The following is a 20,048-nucleotide window of genomic DNA, read 5'->3' on the forward strand; positions in this document are numbered from 1 at the left end:
CATGTCGCAGACGGAATTCAACGATCCGCTATGGCGTCAGGGTATCTCCGGTGCGCAGATGTTGTTCGTGGCTTTCGGCGCCCTGGTGCTGATGCCGCTGATCACCGGCATGGACCCCAACGTCGCGCTGTTCACCGCCGGTATCGGCACGCTGCTGTTCCAACTGGTGACCAAACGTCAGGTCCCGGTGTTCCTGGCCTCCAGCTTCGCCTTCATCGCACCGATCCTGGCAGCCAAGGGCGAATTCGGCCTACCCGCCGTGATGGGAGGCGTGATCGCCGCCGGTCTGGTCTACATCCTGCTCTCGGCACTGGTCAAACTGCGCGGCCCCAGCTTTATCGACCGCCTGCTGCCGCCGGTGGTGATCGCCCCGGTGATCATTTCCATCGGTCTGGCGCTCTCGCCGGTGGCGGTGAACATGGCCATGGGCAAGGCCGGTGACGGCAGCATCGAGCTGGTGCCTTACAGCACGGCGATGATGATTTCGATGCCGGCACTGATCACCACCCTGCTGGTGGCCGTGCTGGGCCGCGGCATCTTCCGCCTGGTACCGATCCTCGCCGGCATCGCGGTCGGCTGCGCCATCGCTGCAGTGCTCGGGGTGATCGACACCAGCGCCGTTGAACAAGCCGCCTGGCTCGCCGTACCCGCCTTCGTCACCCCGGAACTGCACTGGGGCGCCATTCTGTACATGGTGCCGGTAGCGCTGGCGCCAGCCATCGAGCACATCGGCGGCGTGGTGGCGATCGGTAACGTCACCGGCAAGAACTTCGTCAAGAAGCCCGGCCTGCATCGCACCCTGCTCGGCGACGGCCTGGCCACGTCGGCAGCCGGTCTGTTCGGTGGTCCACCCAACACCACCTACGCCGAAGTCACCGGTGCGGTAATGCTGACCAAGAGCTACAACCCGAAGATCATGACCTGGGCTGCGGTATTCGCCATCGCCCTGGCCTTCATCGGCAAGTTCGGCGTGGCCCTGCAGAGTATTCCGGTACCGGTAATGGGCGGCATTCTCTGCCTGCTGTTCGGCTCCATCGCCGTAGTCGGCCTCAACACCCTGATTCGCCACCAGGTCGACCTCTCCGAAGCGCGCAACCTGATCATCGTCTCGGTGACCCTGGTATTCGGCATCGGCGGCATGGTCATCGGCGGCAAGGAATTCGCTCTGTCGGGGATTTCCCTGTGCGCCATCAGCGCGCTGCTGCTCAACCTGGTGCTGCCAGGTGGCGCCGGCTGGAAGAAACGGGACGCTGAAGACGCCTGATTCAGCTGCCCAACAAAAAGCCCGCGATGATCGCGGGCTTTTTTTGGTACCGGCTTACCAGCCGACGCCGAACCCCAGGGTGTAGCGGGTTTCGTTCAGATCGCCCTCGGCACCGCTGACGATATCTTTCTCGGCCTTCATGTTCAGCGACGCCCAGTCGGTCACCTTGTAACGCAGGCCGACTTCAGCATCGAGGCTGTAGTCCGCCGCGCCACTCAGTGGACGACCGATCTCACCGACAGTGAACAGCTCGACGGTCTTGCCGATCAGATAGCGGTTGTAGTCCCATTTCACGCTCATGGCGTAGAAACGGTCCTGCTCACCGTTGCTGTACCGATAATCGCTGCGGTTGGCCAGGGTGGCGATGGAGAACGCGCCCAGCTCGTCATCCCAGAACTGGTAACCGGGACCGGTACCGAGGGTGCGCTGACGCTCCACTTCCTCGATGCGGTCGCGCTTGTACTCGAAGCGCCCCTGCCAGAACCACTTTTCCGTGAGGAAGCGGTCGAGCGCATATTCGGCGCTCCAGTTGTCGGTGCTGACGACGTCGTTCTTCAGCTCGCGGTTGTAGTCGGCAATCGCGTTGTGCCGCCAACGTCCATGGCGGGCCTGAGTCTTGATATCGACGTCGTAGTCGTCGGAGTCACGCTCGCCGCGCTTGTAGTCGAGACCGAGGTCGACGTTGCCCTTCCAGGTGAAATCCTCCACCAGCGGTTTGGGCTTCATGATCTGCTCGATCTGCGTCAGCTCGATGGTCTTCGGTGTTTCGCCATTGGCCAGGGTCACCTTGCCCGGCTCGGCAGCCAGCAGCGACTTGGCGCGCTCGCCATCCACCGGGCCTAGTTTGACCAGCAGTTCGTGATCACTTTCCAGGGTGGCGATTTTCTTCCAGTCCAGCGGAATGGAGCCGCCATAGTCGGTTTCCAGCAGCAGCTTGCTGCCGTCGAAGAAGCGGATGGTGCCGGAGAGACGGTCTCCGTTCTTCAGCCAGACGGTATCGGCGAAGGCGGCGGAACTGCACAGAGCGATGCTCAGGCCTAGCAGGGACAGCGATGTAGAGCGCGACATAAGTTGGGTAATGGCGTTGGTGGACGAAAGCCGGGCATTATCCGCAACCCCGGCGCCAGAGCAACAGCTGACCGACCAGGATACGCAGAGTTCAGCTTTTTCTGTCGGGCGGCGTTCCGTCGGGCGGCGATCCGTCGGCGAGCATCACCAACCGACGCCAACACCGATCAGGTAATGCCGATCCGACACGGTCTGGCCCTGCGCGCGCAGTTGATCCAGTTCATAGAGCAGCGACAGACGTGCCCACTGGTTGAGGCGATAACGCAGGCCGAACTCACTATCGAGCACGTAATCGATCTCGTCTATGTGCGGGATCTGTAGCTCGGCGTTGGCGTAGAACTCAAGCCTCGTGCCCCATAGCAAGCGTTTGTAATCCAGTTCCAGTGAGGTGGTGTTGAACGCCAGGTCGGCCACATCCGACTCCAGACGCACGCGGTTGAACTGGCCAATCAGGTCGAAACGCCCCAGCTCGTCATCCCAGAAACGATAACCGGGGCCAGTGCCGACGATGCGCTGACGGTCGATGGTTTCGAACTCATCCTCGGCCTGCTGTGCTCCCACACGCCAGAACCAGTGCTCGGTGAGAAAACGGTCAAGGTCGTACTCCAGTTCCCAGTTGTCCTCGACCTTCCTGTCGTTCTTGGTTTCACGCTCCAGCTCGCCACTGAGTACATGGCGCCAGTGCCCATGTTCGACACGGGTATTGCCCTTGAGCTTCCACTCGTCGACGTCGTTCTGGTTGCGCTTCATGTCCAGCTTGGCGTCGAGGTTGCCCTCCCAGAGACGATCCTCCAGCAGTGGCCGCGGCGGCACCAGGCGCTTGATCTGCGCCAGCGGCAGGGTGTACTCGCGCTCACCCTCCACCCGCACCATGCCGCTACCGGCGGCCGCCAACCTTTCGCTACGTTCGTTGTCGAAACCGCTGCGGCGCACCAGCAGGGGTTTGTCCGAGCTGAGGGTATCGATATCCTTCCAGTCGATAAGCACCTGGCCGGCGTATTTGGTCTTGAGCGCCAACTTGCCGCCATCGAGCAGAATGATTTCACCGCTGAGGCGATCACCGTTGTCCAGCCAGACGGTATCGGCCCAGATCGGGGCTGCCAGGGTAAAAAGGAATAAGGCGATTAGTACACGCATGATAAGGACGAACCCTATGGGCAAGACGAAACCGCCAGAGTCTGCATGGCCGGCACCACCACCGGCAAGCGTGGAGGCGCGTCGCGAGGCGCTGTATCTGGTATTGGCACAGGTGCCTGAGGGCAAGGTCGTCAGCTATGGTGAACTGGCGCAACTGGCCGGCCTGGGCCGCGCCGCGCGCTGGGTCGGCCGCACGCTAAGCCAGTTGCCGGATGGCACCACACTCCCCTGGCACCGGGTTATCGCCGCAGGCGGGCGCCTCAGCCTGGCCGCCGGCAGGCCTTCCGGTGCCGAACAACGGGCACGTCTGCGCGCGGAGGGCATCAGCATCCTGAACGAACGTGTGGATATACGTCGCCACGGCTGGCGCCCGATGGAGCACAGCAGTTAGAGTGCGCCCTACCAAGACTCCCCCCTGCCCAGATTCGAGCCTGATGCCACGCAAATCCTGGCGAGAAGCCCTCGCGACCTACGCCAATCCCGCCACCCTGGCTCTGCTGCTTCTGGGCTTCGCCGCCGGCCTGCCCTACATGCTGGTGTTCTCGACCCTTTCGGTATGGCTGCGCGAAGCCGGAGTAGCGCGCGAAACCATCGGTTTCGCCAGCCTCATAGGCCTGGCCTACGCCTTCAAATGGGTGTGGGCGCCAATGCTCGACCAGTGGCGCCTGCCGCTGCTGGGCAAACTTGGCCGTCGCCGCTCCTGGCTGGTGCTGTCACAGGCGCTGGTTGCCATCGGTCTGATCGGCATGGCCTATTACGATCCGCAGACGCACCTGTCCTCGCTGATCGCCCTCGCCGTGCTGGTGGCCTTCGCCTCGGCCACTCAGGACATCGCCATCGATGCCTATCGCCTGGAAATTCTCGGCGACGAGCATCAGGCTGCACTGGCTGCCGCCTACATGACCGGCTACCGGGTTGCCGCGCTGCTGGCCACCGCCGGTGCGCTGTATTTCGCCGAAGGCTTCGGCTCGACCGCCAAGGACTACCAATTCAGCGCCTGGACCGGCACCTACATGGTCTTCGCCCTGCTGATGCTGCCTGGCTTGCTCACCTCCATCTGGATGCGCGAGCCACCAGCACCTCCGCACATCAATGTCGCGCCACCCAAGCATGGCTTCTTCCACCAACTGCTGGCGATCAGCGCGGTGATCGTGCTGATCATCGCCGTGCCGACCATGTTCATCCAGTTCTATCAGAGCGATCTGATGCTCATGCTGCTCGGCGACGTCAGCATGCACGAGTTGCTCTACAACGACCGCGCCTTCCTGCGCGCCCTGCTCTACAGCACTCTGGCCTGCGTCTGCGCATCCGGGCTGTTCTGGGGCGGGCTGGCACCGGTCCTTAAAACGGCTGCCGCCAGGTACGGGTTCTTCCACCAGCTGCTTTCCGTACTGCTGCTGATCATTCTCCTGATCGCCATCCCGGCCATGGTCACCCAGTTCTACGAAAGTGACCTGATGCTAGTGTTCCAGGGTCAGATAAGCCTGCAGGAGCTGCTCTACTACGACCGCGCCTTCCTGCGTGCACTGCTCTATACCCTGCTCACCAGCCTGTCGGTCTCCAGCCTGTTCTGGGGCGGCATGGCCCCGGTGCTCACGCCGATCAACGACTTCATCGTGCGCTATCGCTGGCAGGCGCTGCTGCTGCTCAGCCTGATCGCCACCTATCGCCTGTCCGATACTGTGATGGGTGTGATGGCCAACGTTTTCTACATCGACCAGGGCTTCACCAAGGAACAGATCGCCAGCGTCAGCAAGGTTTTCGGCCTGGTGATGACCTTGCTCGGCGCCGGTGTCGGCGGTCTGTTGATCGTGCGCTTCGGCATCATGCCGATTCTGCTGATCGGTGCTGCCGCATCGGCGGCCACCAACTTGATGTTCATGCTGTTGGTGGGCATGGGTCCGCACCTGAACATGCTGATCGTCACCATCAGCTGCGACAATTTCAGCGCCGGCCTGGCTACCTCGGCGTTCGTGGCCTATCTGTCGAGTCTGACCAACCTGAAGTTCTCCGCTACCCAGTACGCCCTGCTCAGCTCCATCATGCTGTTGCTGCCGCGTCTGATCGGCGGCTATTCCGGCGTGATGGTGGAAAGCCTCGGCTACGCCCACTTCTTCCTGGCCACAGCACTGATGGGTATACCGACACTGCTGCTGATCATCGTCCAGTGGCGTCGTGACAAGCGCCAGCCACTGCCGGATGCGACGCCACCTGCGCTCGACAAGGTCTGATTGGCAGACAGAAAAAAGCCCCGGATCGACCGGGGCTTTTTCATTTCAGCGCGCCTCACTCGGCCTTGGCCAAATGCACCACACGCTGCGGGAACGGAATACCGATGCCCGCCTCGGTCAAACGCTCCTTGGCCTGCTCGGTAAAGGAGAAGGTCACCGGCCAGAAGTCGCCGGTAGCCACCCACACACGCAGCGACAGGTTCACCGCACTGTCACCCAGCCCGGTCACGAACACCACCGGCGCAGGATCGACATGTACGCGCGGGTCCTGGGCAATTTCCAGCAGCACCTCGCGCGCTTTTTTGATGTCGCTGGAGTAATCGATACCGATATTGATGTCGGCACGCCGACGCGGCTCACGCGAGTAGTTGGTGATGTGGCCGTTGGACAGGCTGCCGTTGGGCACGATGACGACCTTGTTATCGCCGGTCTTCAGCGTGGTATGGAAGATCTGGATGCTGTCGACGCTACCGGAGACACCCTGTGCCTCGATCCAATCACCAGCCCGAAACGGACGGAACAGCATGATCAGCACGCCACCGGCGAAGTTGGCCAGGCTGCCCTGCAACGCCAGGCCGATGGCCAGACCCGCAGCACCGATCATGGCGATGAAGGAGGTGGTTTCCACACCGATCATCGACGCCACGCTGATCAACAGCAAAATACGCAGCACAATGCTGACCAGGCTGCCGATGAAGCTGCTCAGCGCACGGTCCACCTTGCGCGCCTCGAGCATGCGCCCGATGCTGGAGGTGAGCTTGCTGATCAGCCACCAACCGATCAGCAGCGTGATCACCGCCAGAGTCAACTTGCCGCTGTACTCCAGCACCACCGGCAGCCAGGCTTCCGACAGTTTGACCAGTTCGTCGACGTTCATTTCCATAGGGTGCTCCCGTTTTCCTGTACATGAAACGAAACCGCCATGGCAGGCCATGGCGGTCAAAGTGCTATCAGCCTAGGGTGCGACGCCTTGGCGCCAAAAAGGTTCAATCGCGGAAGTTGTTGTACTGCAGCGGCATGCCGAACTCGTGACCCCGCAGCAGCGCGATGGCTTCCTGCAGGTCGTCACGCTTCTTGCCAGTGACGCGCACCTGTTCGCCCTGGATGGCAGCCTGGACCTTGAGCTTGGCTTCCTTGATGTGCGCGACGATCTTTTTCGCCAGCTCCTTGTCGATGCCTTCGCGGAAAGTGACCTCCTGCTTCATCACCTTGCCCGATGCGTAGGGTTCCTTGGTTTCCATACACTGGCAGTCGATCTTGCGCTTGATCAGGCTGCTGCGCACGATGTCGAGCATCTGCTCGAGCATGAACTCGGCCTCAGCAGTCAAGGTCAGCGCCTTGTCCTTGCTCTCGATGCTGCATTTGCCACGCAGGTCGAACCGACGGTCGAGCTCCTTGATGGCATTGTCGACCGCATTGGTCAGTTCGTGTTTGTCCAGTTCAGACACGATGTCGAACGAAGGCATGAGTGGGCTCCTGATAGACGGCGCGATCCTCTTCACGGAGTGAGCGCGCCTGACTTGACGATAACTATGGCGAGCCCATTATATCCAGACTGATACGCGCCGTTTGGCGTCCTTCCTCTCTGTCTGCGAGCCTGCCCCATGCCCAACCCCCATCTCAGCATCCTGGTGGTGGATGACGCCAAGTTCTCCAGTGCCATGATAGGCCGTGCACTGAGCCAGGCCGGCTACCAGGATGTGCGCTTCGCCAGTAGCGCCAGCGAAGCCTTGCAGTTGCTCGAGCAGCGCCCTGCCAGCGTGCTGCTGGCCGACTGGCTGATGCCCGAGATCGACGGCCTGGAACTGACCGCGCGGGTGCGCCAGTTGGACGAAACCGCCGATCACTACACCTACATCATCCTGCTGACCGGCAAGGAAGGCGAAAACGTTCTGGGCGAAGCCTTCGACCGCGGTGTCGATGATTTCATCAGCAAGGCAGCGATGAACGAACAGCTGGTGCCTCGTGTGTATGCCGCTGATCGCCTGTGCAACACCCTGCAGCGCCTGCTACACGAAAACCGCATGCTCACGCACAACATCGCCAGCCTGGAGCGGCGTAACCTGGTCGATCCGCTCACCGGCCTGGGCAACCCGCGCTACCTGCAGCAGAAGCTCACCGACAGCCTGCGTCAGATCGAATCACGTGGCGGTGCCGTGTGCTACCTGTTGATCGGCTTGCAGGACGCCAGTCAGTTGCGCAGCCAGTACGGCGACCGCTTCTTCAACGAACTGCTACATGGCGTCGCACGACGCCTGCAACAGCTCGTCAGACCACTGGACGTGCTGACCCGCCTGGATGACAACCACTTCGGCCTGATCACCCTGCTCGAAGACCTGCACGAGTGCTCGCCTAGCAGCTTCAAGCGCCTGCACGAAGGGCTCAACTTCAAGGCCTTCAAGACCAGCGAAGGGTTCATTACGCTGAAAGCCGGCATCAGCCTGGTCGGCCTGGACGCCAAGGCACTGCCCACCACCCCGGAACAACTGATTCAGCATGCGCAAAATCTGCTGCCAGAGTCTTACGTCAGCGGCCGGGTCGCAGCCATGCGCCTGCCTCTGCCGTGACCTGGCACATCCTCGGCGCCGGTAGCCTCGGCAGCCTTTGGGCCACACGCCTGGCCCGTGCCGGCCTGCCGGTCAGGTTGATTCTGCGCAACCCGCAACGCCTCGCGGCCTACCAGCAGGCCGGCGGCCTGACTCTGATCGAAGCAGGCCAGGCCCAGCAGTACGCCATTGCCGCAGAGTTGCCACAAGCCGACGCCCCCATCCATCGCCTGCTGCTGGCTTGCAAGGCCTATGACGCGCAAAGCGCGGTGGCGACCATCGCCGAGCGTCTGGCGCCGGGCGCCGAACTTCTGCTGTTACAGAACGGCCTGGGCAGCCAGGATGAAGTAGCCCAACGCCTACCCAGACAGCGTTGCCTGTTCGTCTCCAGCACCGAAGGGGCCTTTCGCCCTGCCGACTTTCAGGTGGTGTTCGCCGGCAATGGCTACAACTGGCTGGGCGACCCGACCAATCCCCAGCCGCCAGCCTGGCTGGACGAGCTGCAGCGCGCGGGCATCGCTCACCAGTGGAGCCCGGATATCCTCACGCGTCTGTGGCGCAAGCTGGCGCTGAACTGCGCAATCAACCCGCTCAGCGTATTGCACGACTGCCGCAATGGAGGCCTGAGCGAACATCCGGCCGAAGTTGCCACCCTGTGCGCCGAGCTCGGCGAACTGCTACAGCTCTGCGGCCAACCGGCGGCGGCGGAGAATCTGCATGAGGAAGTCCAGCGCGTGATCCTCGCCACCGCGGCTAACTACTCGTCCATGCACCAGGACGTAGCGCAGGGACGTCGTACCGAGATCAGCTACCTGCTTGGCTATGCCTGCGCCGCCGCGCAGCGTCATCAACTGCATGTGCCGCACCTGCAACATCTGCAACAGCGCCTACTCAGACATCTCGACGAGCGCGGCTTGCCCCTGAGTTAGCGGCCCTGGCCGTGGCAATGACTGCCCTGGCGCGCTAACCTGCCGTCTTCACCCGCCACAACGATACCCTCATGAGACTGCGTCAGCGCCTCGAAAATCTGCCAGTAGGCCGCAAACTGCTCGCTGCGCTGCTGGTATTGCTCGCCGCTGTGATGCTGGTGGCCAACCTGGCCTTCATCAGCGCAGCCTACTGGATCACCCAGGAGAGCATGGCGCCGCAGGCTCTGCACACCCTCGGTCGACTCATCGCCAGCCCGACGCTCAGTAAAGAGGCACTGAACTCACCAGCCTCGGCCCAGGCCCTGCTCAAGCGCCTGGATGAATACGCGCCATTGCGTGCCGCGGTGATCTACGACAGCAACGGCGACAGCCTGGCACAACTGCAGCGCGGCGAAAAATTGCAGCTGCCGCAAGAGCTCAGCCAACTGCCACACTGGCGCGAAACGGCCTTTCGCACCAACCTGCTGGTCGACCTGCCGCACCCCAGCGGTCATCCCGGAGCCCTGCTGCTGGTGGCTTCCAGCGAATTGCCTGGCGCGTTCTATACCGGAACGCTGACAGCCAGCCTGGTCATTCTGGCGTTCAGCGTGTTGCTGTGGATGCTGGTAGCCAGGCAGATCAAACGCCTGGTGACCAAGCCCATTCGCCGGCTGGAAGAGCTGTCACGCCAGGTCACCCGCGAAGAGAACTATGCGCTACGCGCCAATCGCGGCAACCAGGATGAAATCGGCAGCCTGGCCGATGCGTTCAATACCATGCTGATGCGCATGGAAGCTCGCGAACAACAGCTCAAACGTGCCCGCGACGACGCCCAGCAGGCCTTCGATCAGGCGCAGAGCCTGGCCGAGGAAACCCGTCACTCCAACCGCAAGCTGGAGCTGGAAGTGCAGGTACGCAGCAAGATCGAGAAAAAACTCACCGGCTTTCAGAACTACCTCAACAGCATCATCGACTCCATGCCTTCGGCGCTGATCGCCCTCGACGAACAGCTCTACGTGACGCAGTGGAATCAGGAAGCCAGCGCCCTTTCCGGGACACGCCTGGAAGAAGCGCTGAATCAGCCGGTATTTCTCGCTTTCCCGCCGCTGAAGCCCTTTCTCGCGCAGCTCAAACGCACCGCCGAGCAGCATCGCGTGGAGAAAATCGAGCGCGTCACCTGGCACAAGGACGAAGAGCCTCACCACTACGCCCTGACCTTCTACCCGCTGATGGGCGGCGCCGGCCGGGGCGTGGTGATCCGCATCGACGACATCACCCAGCGCCTGGCGCTGGAGGAAATGATGGTGCAGTCGGAGAAAATGCTCTCGGTCGGCGGCCTGGCGGCTGGGATGGCGCATGAAATCAACAACCCGCTTGGCGCCATCCTGCATAACGTGCAGAACATTCGTCGACGCCTGTCGCCGGGCCTGGAGAAGAACCTCGAACAGGCCGAGCAGGCCGGCGTCAGCTTGCCTGCGATTGAGCATTACATGGAGGCGCGCGAGGTTCCACGCCTGCTCGACGGCATCCAGCAGGCCGGCCAGCGTGCGGCCAAGATCGTCAGCCACATGCTCAGTTTCAGCCGCCGTAGCGACCGCCAGCTTTCGCCTTGCGATCTGCCGGCACTGATCGATCAGGCACTGGAGATCGCCGGCAATGACTTCGATCTGACCGACAGCTTCGACTTCAAGACCCTGGAGATCGTGCGTCAGTTCGACCCGTTGCTAGGCCCGGTGGCAGGCACCGCCAACGAGCTCGAGCAAGTACTGCTCAACCTGCTGAAGAACGCTGCCCAGGCCATTCACCAGCGCGATGAGGGTGCCGAATCCGGCCGCATCACCCTGCGCACGAGGCAGGTCGGCAGTTGGGCAGAAGTGCAGGTGGAGGACAACGGCACCGGCATGAGCGAGGCGGTACGCAAGCGCATCTTCGAGCCGTTCTTCACCACCAAGGAAGTCGGTCAGGGCACCGGGCTCGGTCTGGCTGTCTCCTACTTCATCATCACCAACAATCACAAAGGGCAGATGGAGGTGCACTCCACGCCAGGCCAGGGCACCTGTTTCACCCTGCGCCTGCCACTCGCCTCGCTGCCCGCCCACACAGGACTCTGAGCCATGGGCTTTCGCCTCTCGAAGATCTATACCCGCACCGGAGACAAGGGTGAAACCGGTCTGGCCGACGGCCGCCGGGTCGGCAAGGACCACCCACGTATCGAGGCCATCGGCGAGCTGGACACACTCAACAGTCAGCTCGGCCTGCTACTCGCCGAGCTCGACGAGGCGGCCACGACCTGGCCAGGGCTCAAGGAAATCAGCGAAGTGCTGAGCCCCTGCCAGCACCGCCTGTTCGACCTCGGTGGCGAACTGGCGATGCCCGAGTATCAGGCACTGCAACAAGGGGAAGTGCAGCGCCTGGAGGCCGCCATCGACAGCTGGAACGAAGAAGTCGGGCCTCTTGAGAACTTCATCCTGCCTGGCGGCTCGAGGCTGATCGCCCAGGCCCACGTGTGCCGCAGCCTCGCGCGCAGCAGTGAGCGCCGCTGCCAACACCTCAATGCCGTCGAGCCGCTACGCGCCGAGGGCCTGGCCTACGTCAATCGCCTCTCTGATCTGCTGTTCGTCGCCGCCCGCCTGATCGCCAAGCGCCAGGGCATAGCCGAAGTTCTGTGGAAAGCTGCGGACAAGCCGTAAATCGCGACCTCACATGTAGACGGAGGGTAGGAGCGAGGGGGACTCCTAGTTCTCTAATCACGAAGCTTCTTAGACTCGCCGATGTTCGCGAGCAGAGCTCGCTCCTACAGAAATACGGCGTCCCACAACGGATAATCGGCGAGTTGCTTTACCAAACCGGCCCGCAAAGGGTTGGCGACGATATACCGAGCGAAATCAAGTACGTCATCCTCTCGGCGTAAAGCCCGGTCGTGGTAGCCGGATTGCCAGACCCTACCGCTCCGCTGCAAGCGTTGGTTGATTGCCTTGGCACTACGCGACTTTACCTGCCGCAATAACCTCTCCAAGTCGCACTGTCCTAGTTGAAACAACCAGTGAAAGTGATCCGGCATAACAACCCAACACAACGAGGTGACGAGGCCTTGCGCCTCAGCGAGGCGTAATTCGTCGATCAGAAGCCGCCCCACGAAAAAGTCGTGAAACAAAGCTTTTCGACAGTGGGTAACGGCTGTAATCGCATAGATGCGGCCAGGCTCAGAAAAGCGACCGTTTCGCAGATGAGACGTATGGTAATGGGGCATTCCCTGCCTCCTGTTTGCATGCCACCTCAGGTATAGACCGTAGGAGCGAGCTCTGCTCGCGAAGCTTCTTAATCCTCTCCAATGTTCGCGAGCAGAGCTCGCTCCTACACCCCATTGGCCGGCCAGAATGCGCGGATGCCCGCAACGCCCTGGGCGCCAATCTGCCAGGCGCGCTCGATATCGGCCGGGCCAATGCCGCCCAACAGGTAAGCCGGCAGGTTGAAATGGGTCAGCATCTCGCTTGCTGCCTCCCAGCCCAGCGGCAGCGCTTCGGGATGCGTTGCGGTCGCCTGCAGCGGCGACAAGGTGACGAAATCCACACCCATCTGCGCTGCCAACGCCAGCTCCTCGGCATTGTGGCAGGACGCTGCCAGCCAGCGATGCTCCGGGAAAGGCCGGCCGCCAGCGGCATGCTTGCGCAGTTGCTCGGCAGTCAGGTGCCAGCCTGCCGCCGGAAAGTCGCCCAGCCATTCCAGCGGTCCCTTGAGCATCAGTTGCGCCTTGCCGGCGCACAGGCCCTGCACGTCGACAGCCAGGTCGCGGTACTGCGGGTCGAACATGTTCGGCGCACGCAGCTGAATCAACCGGGCACCTTGCGCCAGGGCACTGCGGATGCCGGCTAGCAGCTCGCTCGGTTCAAGGCCGTCCGGGGTGATCAGGTAACGATCTGGCAGGCGCGCGGCGGCGACGATGGGCTTGTTGGCAGCGGGAAACTCGTACTCCAGCAGTTGCCGCTCGCTGACCCAGGCCAGCGGCTGGCCTTCTGCGCCATGCGGCTCACCGCTGAAGGTCGAGACTTCCCAGACATCCAGCAACACCTGCTTGTCCGGGTAATCGTGGCGAATCTGAATCAACGCACGCGCCGCTTGCGGACGGATGCCAAGCTCTTCCTGCAACTCACGGTCGAGGGCGACGTGCACTGCCTCGCCTTCTTCCACCTTGCCGCCGGGAAACTCCCACAGACCACCCTGGTGCTTATCCTGCGGGCGCTTGGCAATCAGGATGCGTCCATCGCCCCCCCGAATCACCGCTGCGGCGACATGCACACGCTTCACCCCTTCACCTCCTGCAATGCTGCCTGATACCAGCGTTGGAACGCCGGCCAACGATAGATGGTTTCGACATAGGCCGCTGCCGCTGTCGGTAGCGCCACACGATAGCTGCGCAGTCGCGCGGCGACCGGCGAGAAGAAGGCATCGGCAATGCTGACCTGGCCAAACAGGTAGTTGCCGGTACTGGCGTAACGCTCACGGCAGCCGGCCCAGATCGCGCAGATACGATCGATATCGGCCTGTACCTCGTCAGGGAGTTCGGCCAGTGCCTTGTCCCGTGCCAGATCCATGGGCATATGACTGCGCAGCGCAGTGAAGCCGCTGTGCATCTCTGCACAGATACTGCGCGCCAGCGCGCGAGCCTGACAGTCCTGCGGCCACAGCTGCGCCTCTGGATAGCACTCGGCCAGGTACTCGGCAATCGCCAGGGAGTCCCACACCGCCCCCTGTTCGGTCAGCAGAACAGGAACCTTGCCGGTGGGCGAATAGCGCAACAGTTGTGCGCGGCTGTCAGGCTGAAACAAACGTACCCGCAGCTCTTCGCAGTCGGCACCGGCCAGATCGACCACGAGCGCCCCACGTAGAGACCAGGAGGAATAGTTCTTGTCGCCAATCACCAGTTGCAGTGCCATCTCGCGTGTCCTCGGGAATGAAGTCGCTCGACGTTAAAAGGCCGACCACCGAATAGCAAATTCCCGCGCGTCATGGGGTCATGAGGCGCGGGAATAGTGTACGGCCGGGACTGATCAGGTGCGGTATTCGGCGTTGATCTTGACGTACTCGTGGGACAGGTCGGTGGTCCAGATGGTCTCGCTGCAACTGCCGCGACCCAGCTCGATGCGGATGGTGATCTCCTCACGTGCCATCACCGCCGCGCCCTGCTCTTCGGTGTAGGTGGCCGCACGGCAACCCTTGCTGGCGATGCAGACCTCACCGAGGAATACATCGATCTTGCTCACGTCCAGCTGTGGCACACCGGCATAGCCGACAGCCGCGAGGATACGCCCCCAGTTGGGGTCGGAGGCGAACAGCGCGGTCTTGATCAGCGGCGAGTGAGCGACGGCATAAGCCACGTCCAGGCACTCCTGATGAGTACCGCCGCCGTTGACCTGCACGGTAACGAACTTGGTCGCGCCTTCACCGTCACGGACGATGGCCTGCGCCACTTCCATGAACACCTCGAACACCGCCTGCTTGAGCTTGGCGAACAGCTCACCGGAGGCGTCGCTGATCTCAGGCAGTGCGGCCTGGCCGGTAGCGATCAGCATGCAGCAGTCGTTGGTGGAGGTGTCACCGTCGATGGTGATGCGGTTGAACGATTTGTTCGCCGCGTCGCGCACCAGATCCTGCAGCACGCCCTGGGCAACCTTGGCGTCGGTGGCGATGTAGCCAAGCATGGTGGCCATGTTCGGGCGGATCATGCCAGCGCCCTTGGAGATGCCGGTCACGGTGATGGTCACGCCATCATGCTGGAACTGACGGCTGGCGCCCTTGGGCAGGGTGTCGGTGGTCATGATGCCGGTGGCGGCAGCTTCCCAGTTGTCAGCCTTGAGGTCATCCAGCGCGGCCTGCAACGCGGACTCGATCTTCTCGACCGGCAGCGGCTCGCCGATCACACCGGTGGAGAATGGCAGCACGGCGCTTTCGGCAACACCGGTCAGCTCAGCCAGGCGCACACAGGAGCGACGCGCACGGGCCAGGCCATCGGCGCCGGTACCAGCGTTGGCATTGCCGGTATTGGTCAGCAGGTAACGCACTTCGCCGCCCAGACGCTCGCGCGTGATCAGCACAGGGGCCGCGCAAAAGGCGTTGGTGGTGGTCACCCCGGCGATACGCGAACCTTCGGCACAGCGCATCACCACCACATCCTTGCGCCCTGGACGCTTGATGCCGGCCGAGGCGATACCCAGCTCGAAACCAGGAACCGGGTGCAGGGTAGACAGCGGGCCAAGACCAACAGCCATGAGATGCGCTCCTTCAGATATAGGGTGATCGCGTCGGCGACCGAATGAGATGGTAAAACGCCGCGAGCGGCTGGGCCGTTCGCGGCGTTGTCAGGGCGCTGGCAGCATAGCCGAAGCGCCCGCCACTGCAAGCGGTCCGATCAGCCGATCTGACCGTGGCAGTGCTTGTACTTCTTACCCGAACCGCAAGGGCACGGCTCGTTACGGCCAACCTTCTGCTCGGCACGTACCGGAGCGGCGGCCATGGCAACGTCGCCTTCTCCGCCATCGTTCTCTTCAGCGGCCAGCGCCGAGGCATCGGCGTGCTGGAACTGCATGCGCTCGGCCATGGCTTCTGCCTCGCGGCGCAGCCGGGCTTCTTCTTCGGCCGGATCTTCGCGACGCACCTGAACGTGGCTGAGCACGCGGATGGCATCGCGCTTGATCGACTCCAGCAGCTCCTGGAACAGGGCGAAGGACTCGCGCTTGTATTCCTGCTTGGGGTTCTTCTGCGCGTAGCCACGCAGGTGAATCCCGTGACGCAGGTGATCCATGGTCGACAGGTGGTCTTTCCACAGGTCGTCCAGCACGCGCAGCAGAATCTGCTTCTCGAAGGTACGCAGAGCCTCGGCGCTGGCCTGGGTTTCCTTCTCGTTGTAGGCAGCCAGCAGTTCGGCAAGGATGCGCTCACGCAGGGTTTCTTCGTACAGTTTGTCGTCTTCATCCAGCCACTGCTGGATCGGCAGCTTGATGCCAAAATCGCTCTGCAGGGTAGACTCCAGACCGGCGACGTCCCACTGCTCCGGCATCGACTGCGGCGGAATATGGTTGTTGACTGCGGTGGTCAGCACTTCCTCGCGGAACTCGGCGATGGTGTCGCCAACGCTCTCGGCAGCCAGCAGGCTGTTGCGCATGTGGTAGATCACCTTGCGCTGCTCGTTGGCCACGTCGTCGAATTCGAGCAGTTGCTTACGCATGTCGAAGTTACGCCCCTCGACCTTGCGCTGGGCCTTCTCGATGGCGTTGGTGACCATGCGGTGCTCGATGGCCTCGCCGGACTGCATGCCGAGGGCCTTCATGAAATTCTTCACCCGATCCGAGGCGAAGATACGCATCAGGTTGTCTTCCAGCGACAGGTAGAAGCGGCTGGAGCCCGGGTCACCCTGACGACCGGCACGACCACGCAACTGGTTGTCGATACGACGCGATTCGTGGCGCTCGGAGGCGATCACGTGCAGGCCGCCGGCTTCGATCACCTGCTGGTGACGCTTCTGCCACTCGCTCTTGATCTGCGCGATTTGCTCGTCGGTGGGGTTTTCCAGCGCCGCCACTTCCACTTCCCAGTTACCGCCGAGAAGAATGTCGGTACCACGACCCGCCATGTTGGTGGCAATGGTCAGTGCGCCCGGACGACCGGCCTGGGCGATGATCTCGGCTTCCTTGTCGTGGAACTTGGCGTTGAGGACCTTGTGCTCGATGCCTGCCTGATTCAGCAACTGACTGACGTACTCGGAGGTCTCGATGGTGGCGGTACCCACCAGGATCGGCCGGCCCTGGGCCTGGCAATCCTTGATATCGGCGATGATCGCCTGGTACTTCTCTTCCTGGGTCAGATAGACCAGGTCGTTGAAGTCCTTACGCGCAATCGGCTTGTTGGTCGGGATGACCATCACGTCCAGACCGTAGATCTGACGGAACTCGAAGGCCTCGGTATCGGCGGTACCGGTCATGCCGGACAGCTTGTTGTAGAGGCGGAAGTAGTTCTGGAAGGTGGTCGAGGCCAGAGTCTGGCTCTCGGCCTGAATGTTCACCCCCTCCTTCGCCTCGATGGCCTGGTGCAGGCCCTCGGAGAGGCGGCGACCCGGCATGGTACGGCCGGTGTGCTCGTCGATCAGGATCACCTGACCGTTCTGCACGATGTACTCGACGTTGCGGTTGAACAGCTTGTGCGCACGCAGGCCGGCGTAAACATGGGTCAGCAAGCCAAGGTTGTGCGCGGAATAGAGGCTCTCGCCTTCAGCCAGCAGGCCGGCCGCGGTAAGCATCTCTTCGACATACTGGTGACCAGCTTCGTTGAGCTCGACCTGGCGGGTTTTCTCGTCGACCTTGTAGTGACCTTCCTGAGTCACCACACCTTCCTCTTCCTCGATGTGCTGCTTGAGGCGCGGAATCAGCTTGTTGATCTCGATATACAGCTTGGAGCTGTCTTCAGCCTGACCAGAGATGATCAGCGGGGTACGGGCTTCGTCGATGAGAATGGAGTCGACTTCGTCGATCACGGCGAAATTCAGCTCGCGCTGGAATTTGTCTTCCAGGCTGAAGGCCATGTTGTCACGCAGATAGTCGAAACCGAATTCGTTGTTGGTGCCATAGGTGATGTCGGCGGCGTAAGCAGCACGCTTCTCTTCCGGCGGCTGGAAGGGGGTAACGATGCCCACCGACAAGCCCAGGAATTCATACAGCGGACGCATCCAGTTGGCGTCGCGGCGGGCCAGGTATTCGTTGACCGTGACCACGTGCACGCCCTTGCCGGACAGCGCGTTGAGGTAGACCGCCAGGGTACCCACCAGGGTCTTGCCCTCACCGGTACGCATCTCGGCAATCTTGCCTTCATGCAGAGCCATGCCGCCGATCAGCTGCACATCGAAGTGGCGCATGCCCATCACTCGCTTACCGGCCTCACGGGCCACAGCGAAGGCTTCGGGCAGCAGCTTGTCGAGGGTTTCGCCCTGAGCCAGACGGCCCTTGAACTCTTCGGTCTTGCTACGCAGTTGCTCGTCCGACAGAGCAATCATCTGCTCTTCGAGGACATTGACGGACTGCACCGCCTTGACCAAGCGTTTGACTTCACGCTCATTCTTGCTTCCGAAAAGTTTTTTAAACAGAGGCGCAAACATATCGACAGGATCTTCCGGCGAATGGATGGAGGTCGGCGCAAATCGCGACCTGGCAGCCAGCATGGCTGCGGGCGAAGGGGGCATTCTACCCGGAAAACTCAGGGAGGAAAGTGACGTTGTCAGCCCGTTGCTGCCGCATAATGGCGCAGGCCACGCATCCCCGGTCAGCCAGGGGCGCGGCGTGAAACTTTATATGGGGATGAATGCTGGCAATTCAAGGTCAGCCTGTTGCCCTGACTCACTCGACGCCGTTGGCGCGCGCGATATAAAGGGCAGGATTGACCTGTCGGCCATCCTTGCTGACTTCGAAATGCACGTGATAACCGGTGGAGCGACCACTGCGACCGACCTTGGCGATGGTCTCGCCGCGCTGCACCAGATCACCGATCTGTACAGTATTGCTCTGGTTGTGGGCGTAGAGGGTGACGTAGCCATCGGCATGACTGATCTCGACCACGTTGCCATAACCATTCTTCTTGCCGGAGAAGGTGACGATACCCGCCGCCACCGACACCACATCGCTCCCCGGTTTGGCGGCGAAGTCGACGCCCTTGTGGACACTCACGCGACCGGTAAGCGGGTGCACGCGACGCCCGAAAGGCGACGACACATAACCTTGCAAAACCGGACGACCTGAAAGTGTCTCAGCTTCACTCAGGCGACGCTCGCCAAGCAGTTGCTCCAGCACTTCCAACTGCTGCTCGCGGCTTTCCACTCGCAGCGCCAGGTCATCAAGCGCACTCATGAAAGGTGGCGGTGCATAGGCCGAAGCGCCCAGCGCATCTTCCGCGCCGCCCTGCCCGACACTGAGGGAAAAGTCGAACTCGCCTGCGTCCAGCTCCGCTAATTCGGTCAGGCGCTCGCCCAGAGCATCGAGCCGCGTGAGGCGCGCCTGCAGTTCCGCGACATGCACGGCAAAGGCGTCGAGCTGACGTTGTGCGTCCTGGCGTACCACGCCAACCTGTTCACGCTGCAGATCGAGTGCTTCGGCCAGCGAGGTGTCGACCACCGGCTCGGCGGTCAACCACTTGGCGCCCATTGCCGCACCGGCACCCAGGCTCAGGACCAGCAGCAGGACAGCCGACAGCAGCAACCAGCGCAGGTCCAGATTGATCGTTCGCGCCGAACCGTGACGGCTATTTAGCAGAATGATATGCATGGCTTCCCCTTTCGCAGAGCACAGGCCGGCAGCACGCTCTGCTACCATGACGGCTCTGCAACTTAAGGCTTCCTGCCATGACGTTTCGTCCCTCGCCGGCTCAGGCACCCGCTAAGCTGTTACGCGAAGCCAAGCCCCTGAAAGCGCTGTTCGGTCAGGCGCAACGCCTTACTCACCTACAGCGTCTTGTCGATAGCCAGCTACAGCCTGCCGCCCGGGAACACTGTCATTTAGCGTCCTGGCGAGACGGCTGCTTGCTATTGATAGTGACCGATGGCCACTGGGCAACACGCCTGCGTTATCAGCAAAGAAGACTGCAACGACAACTACAGGCACTCGAAGAATTCGCGACCTTAACGAAAATCATGTTCAAGGTGCAACCTCAAGGCGGCCAGAATCGTGGAACCGGTCGCACCCTGCACTTGTCCAATAGCGCCGCACAAAGCATCCAGGCGACAGCCGAAGGCATCAGCGATCCCAGGCTACGCGCCGCGCTTGAGCGCCTGGCCAGCCATACGCAGAAAGACGAATGACCCCTAATTCCGTTCGTCGGTAAACGTCTTTTTTGCCGCTTTCGCCAGATGATTGGCGCC

The 20,048-nt window shown here is 62.0% G+C and carries 17 protein-coding genes and 1 pseudogene; 8 read left to right on the forward strand and 10 right to left on the reverse strand.

The window, feature by feature from the left end:
- The first annotated feature begins 1 nt into the window (after position 1).
- Positions 2 to 1,264, forward strand: coding sequence for a uracil-xanthine permease family protein (locus CDO35_RS02520; RefSeq protein WP_099522426.1), 1,263 nt, complete (start codon positions 2 to 4; stop codon positions 1,262 to 1,264).
- A 54-nt stretch (positions 1,265 to 1,318) separates the two neighbouring features.
- Here CDO35_RS02520 and CDO35_RS02525 read toward each other — a convergent pair whose 3' ends face one another.
- Positions 1,319 to 2,332 carry a DUF481 domain-containing protein gene (locus CDO35_RS02525; RefSeq protein ID WP_099522427.1) on the reverse strand — a complete coding sequence of 338 codons (1,014 nt, stop codon included), beginning with the start codon at positions 2,330 to 2,332 and terminating at the stop codon, positions 1,319 to 1,321.
- A gap of 144 nt (positions 2,333 to 2,476) precedes the next feature.
- A complete protein-coding gene (locus CDO35_RS02530) occupies positions 2,477 to 3,469 on the reverse strand; it encodes a DUF481 domain-containing protein (protein WP_099522428.1) in 993 nt (330 codons plus the stop codon).
- A 16-nt stretch (positions 3,470 to 3,485) separates the two neighbouring features.
- Here CDO35_RS02530 and CDO35_RS02535 point away from each other — a divergent pair, with 16 nt between their 5' ends.
- Positions 3,486 to 3,860, forward strand: coding sequence for an MGMT family protein (locus tag CDO35_RS02535; RefSeq protein WP_099522429.1), 375 nt, complete (start codon positions 3,486 to 3,488; stop codon positions 3,858 to 3,860).
- A gap of 43 nt (positions 3,861 to 3,903) precedes the next feature.
- Positions 3,904 to 5,700 carry an AmpG family muropeptide MFS transporter gene (locus tag CDO35_RS02540; protein ID WP_099522430.1) on the forward strand — a complete coding sequence of 599 codons (1,797 nt, stop codon included), beginning with the start codon at positions 3,904 to 3,906 and terminating at the stop codon, positions 5,698 to 5,700.
- Positions 5,701 to 5,755: 55 nt separating this feature from the next.
- On the opposite strand, the gene CDO35_RS02545 is transcribed toward CDO35_RS02540, so the two are convergent.
- Both CDO35_RS02545 and CDO35_RS02550 read right to left on the reverse strand, forming a co-directional pair.
- Positions 5,756 to 6,583, reverse strand: coding sequence for a mechanosensitive ion channel family protein (locus CDO35_RS02545; RefSeq protein WP_099522431.1), 828 nt, complete (start codon positions 6,581 to 6,583; stop codon positions 5,756 to 5,758).
- A 103-nt stretch (positions 6,584 to 6,686) separates the two neighbouring features.
- Positions 6,687 to 7,166 carry a YajQ family cyclic di-GMP-binding protein gene (locus tag CDO35_RS02550; RefSeq protein WP_099522432.1) on the reverse strand — a complete coding sequence of 160 codons (480 nt, stop codon included), beginning with the start codon at positions 7,164 to 7,166 and terminating at the stop codon, positions 6,687 to 6,689.
- 135 nt (positions 7,167 to 7,301) lie between these two features.
- Between CDO35_RS02550 and CDO35_RS02555 the strand changes: the two are divergent.
- The 4 genes and pseudogenes from CDO35_RS02555 to CDO35_RS02570 all read left to right on the forward strand — a co-directional run.
- Positions 7,302 to 8,267, forward strand: a pseudogene (locus CDO35_RS02555) (GGDEF domain-containing response regulator); the annotation flags it as partial.
- Entirely contained in the window at positions 8,264 to 9,175 is a 912-nt protein-coding gene (locus tag CDO35_RS02560; protein WP_099522434.1) for a putative 2-dehydropantoate 2-reductase, read from the forward strand. The pseudogene CDO35_RS02555 and the gene CDO35_RS02560, both read left to right, overlap by 4 nt.
- Positions 9,176 to 9,246: 71 nt before the next feature.
- Complete coding sequence (locus tag CDO35_RS02565; protein WP_099522435.1) at positions 9,247 to 11,265, forward strand: ATP-binding protein; 2,019 nt, start codon at positions 9,247 to 9,249, stop codon at positions 11,263 to 11,265.
- Positions 11,266 to 11,268: 3 nt separating this feature from the next.
- Positions 11,269 to 11,844, forward strand: coding sequence for a cob(I)yrinic acid a,c-diamide adenosyltransferase (locus tag CDO35_RS02570; protein WP_099522436.1), 576 nt, complete (start codon positions 11,269 to 11,271; stop codon positions 11,842 to 11,844).
- A 104-nt stretch (positions 11,845 to 11,948) separates the two neighbouring features.
- Here the strand turns inward: CDO35_RS02570 and CDO35_RS02575 are convergent, their stop codons facing one another.
- The 6 genes from CDO35_RS02575 to CDO35_RS02600 form a co-directional block, all read right to left on the reverse strand.
- Positions 11,949 to 12,404 carry an REP-associated tyrosine transposase gene (locus tag CDO35_RS02575; RefSeq protein ID WP_099522437.1) on the reverse strand — a complete coding sequence of 152 codons (456 nt, stop codon included), beginning with the start codon at positions 12,402 to 12,404 and terminating at the stop codon, positions 11,949 to 11,951.
- A gap of 104 nt (positions 12,405 to 12,508) precedes the next feature.
- Positions 12,509 to 13,459 (reverse strand): Nudix family hydrolase, encoded by a 951-nt coding sequence (locus tag CDO35_RS02580; RefSeq protein WP_099522438.1) that lies wholly within the window; start codon positions 13,457 to 13,459, stop codon positions 12,509 to 12,511.
- On the reverse strand, positions 13,456 to 14,088 hold the full coding sequence (locus CDO35_RS02585) for a glutathione S-transferase family protein (RefSeq protein ID WP_099522439.1): 633 nt from the start codon (positions 14,086 to 14,088) through the stop codon (positions 13,456 to 13,458). The genes CDO35_RS02580 and CDO35_RS02585 overlap by 4 nt, the downstream gene beginning before the upstream one ends.
- Before the next feature lie 114 nt (positions 14,089 to 14,202).
- The gene (gene argJ / locus CDO35_RS02590) at positions 14,203 to 15,420 is read right to left on the reverse strand and encodes a bifunctional glutamate N-acetyltransferase/amino-acid acetyltransferase ArgJ (protein WP_099522440.1); all 1,218 of its coding nucleotides are present in this window, start codon (positions 15,418 to 15,420) and stop codon (positions 14,203 to 14,205) included.
- A gap of 140 nt (positions 15,421 to 15,560) precedes the next feature.
- Positions 15,561 to 18,296 (reverse strand): preprotein translocase subunit SecA, encoded by a 2,736-nt coding sequence (secA, locus tag CDO35_RS02595; protein WP_099522441.1) that lies wholly within the window; start codon positions 18,294 to 18,296, stop codon positions 15,561 to 15,563.
- A 238-nt stretch (positions 18,297 to 18,534) separates the two neighbouring features.
- The gene (locus CDO35_RS02600; protein WP_099522959.1) at positions 18,535 to 19,455 is read right to left on the reverse strand and encodes a M23 family metallopeptidase; all 921 of its coding nucleotides are present in this window, start codon (positions 19,453 to 19,455) and stop codon (positions 18,535 to 18,537) included.
- Positions 19,456 to 19,532: 77 nt separating this feature from the next.
- Between CDO35_RS02600 and CDO35_RS02605 the strand changes: the two genes are divergently transcribed.
- Complete coding sequence (locus tag CDO35_RS02605) at positions 19,533 to 19,988, forward strand: DUF721 domain-containing protein (protein ID WP_099522442.1); 456 nt, start codon at positions 19,533 to 19,535, stop codon at positions 19,986 to 19,988.
- Positions 19,989 to 20,048: the final 60 nt, after the last annotated feature.

This window comes from Pseudomonas sediminis (assembly GCF_002741105.1).
GTDB lineage: Bacteria > Pseudomonadota > Gammaproteobacteria > Pseudomonadales > Pseudomonadaceae > Aquipseudomonas > Aquipseudomonas sediminis.

What these genes read in the sequence shown, in the direction of transcription:
- CDO35_RS02520 (WP_099522426.1), top strand. Translation starts at nt 2, where the DNA reads ATGTCGCAGACGGAATTCAACGATCCGCTATGGCGTCAGGGTATCTCC.
- CDO35_RS02525 (WP_099522427.1), bottom strand. Translation starts at nt 2,332, where the DNA reads ATGTCGCGCTCTACATCGCTGTCCCTGCTAGGCCTGAGCATCGCTCTG.
- CDO35_RS02530 (WP_099522428.1), bottom strand. Translation starts at nt 3,469, where the DNA reads ATGCGTGTACTAATCGCCTTATTCCTTTTTACCCTGGCAGCCCCGATC.
- CDO35_RS02535 (WP_099522429.1), top strand. Translation starts at nt 3,486, where the DNA reads ATGGGCAAGACGAAACCGCCAGAGTCTGCATGGCCGGCACCACCACCG.
- CDO35_RS02540 (WP_099522430.1), top strand. Translation starts at nt 3,904, where the DNA reads ATGCCACGCAAATCCTGGCGAGAAGCCCTCGCGACCTACGCCAATCCC.
- CDO35_RS02545 (WP_099522431.1), bottom strand. Translation starts at nt 6,583, where the DNA reads ATGGAAATGAACGTCGACGAACTGGTCAAACTGTCGGAAGCCTGGCTG.
- CDO35_RS02550 (WP_099522432.1), bottom strand. Translation starts at nt 7,166, where the DNA reads ATGCCTTCGTTCGACATCGTGTCTGAACTGGACAAACACGAACTGACC.
- CDO35_RS02565 (WP_099522435.1), top strand. Translation starts at nt 9,247, where the DNA reads ATGAGACTGCGTCAGCGCCTCGAAAATCTGCCAGTAGGCCGCAAACTG.
- CDO35_RS02570 (WP_099522436.1), top strand. Translation starts at nt 11,269, where the DNA reads ATGGGCTTTCGCCTCTCGAAGATCTATACCCGCACCGGAGACAAGGGT.
- CDO35_RS02575 (WP_099522437.1), bottom strand. Translation starts at nt 12,404, where the DNA reads ATGCCCCATTACCATACGTCTCATCTGCGAAACGGTCGCTTTTCTGAG.
- CDO35_RS02585 (WP_099522439.1), bottom strand. Translation starts at nt 14,088, where the DNA reads ATGGCACTGCAACTGGTGATTGGCGACAAGAACTATTCCTCCTGGTCT.
- argJ (WP_099522440.1), bottom strand. Translation starts at nt 15,420, where the DNA reads ATGGCTGTTGGTCTTGGCCCGCTGTCTACCCTGCACCCGGTTCCTGGT.
- secA (WP_099522441.1), bottom strand. Translation starts at nt 18,296, where the DNA reads ATGTTTGCGCCTCTGTTTAAAAAACTTTTCGGAAGCAAGAATGAGCGT.
- CDO35_RS02600 (WP_099522959.1), bottom strand. Translation starts at nt 19,455, where the DNA reads ATGCATATCATTCTGCTAAATAGCCGTCACGGTTCGGCGCGAACGATC.
- CDO35_RS02605 (WP_099522442.1), top strand. Translation starts at nt 19,533, where the DNA reads ATGACGTTTCGTCCCTCGCCGGCTCAGGCACCCGCTAAGCTGTTACGC.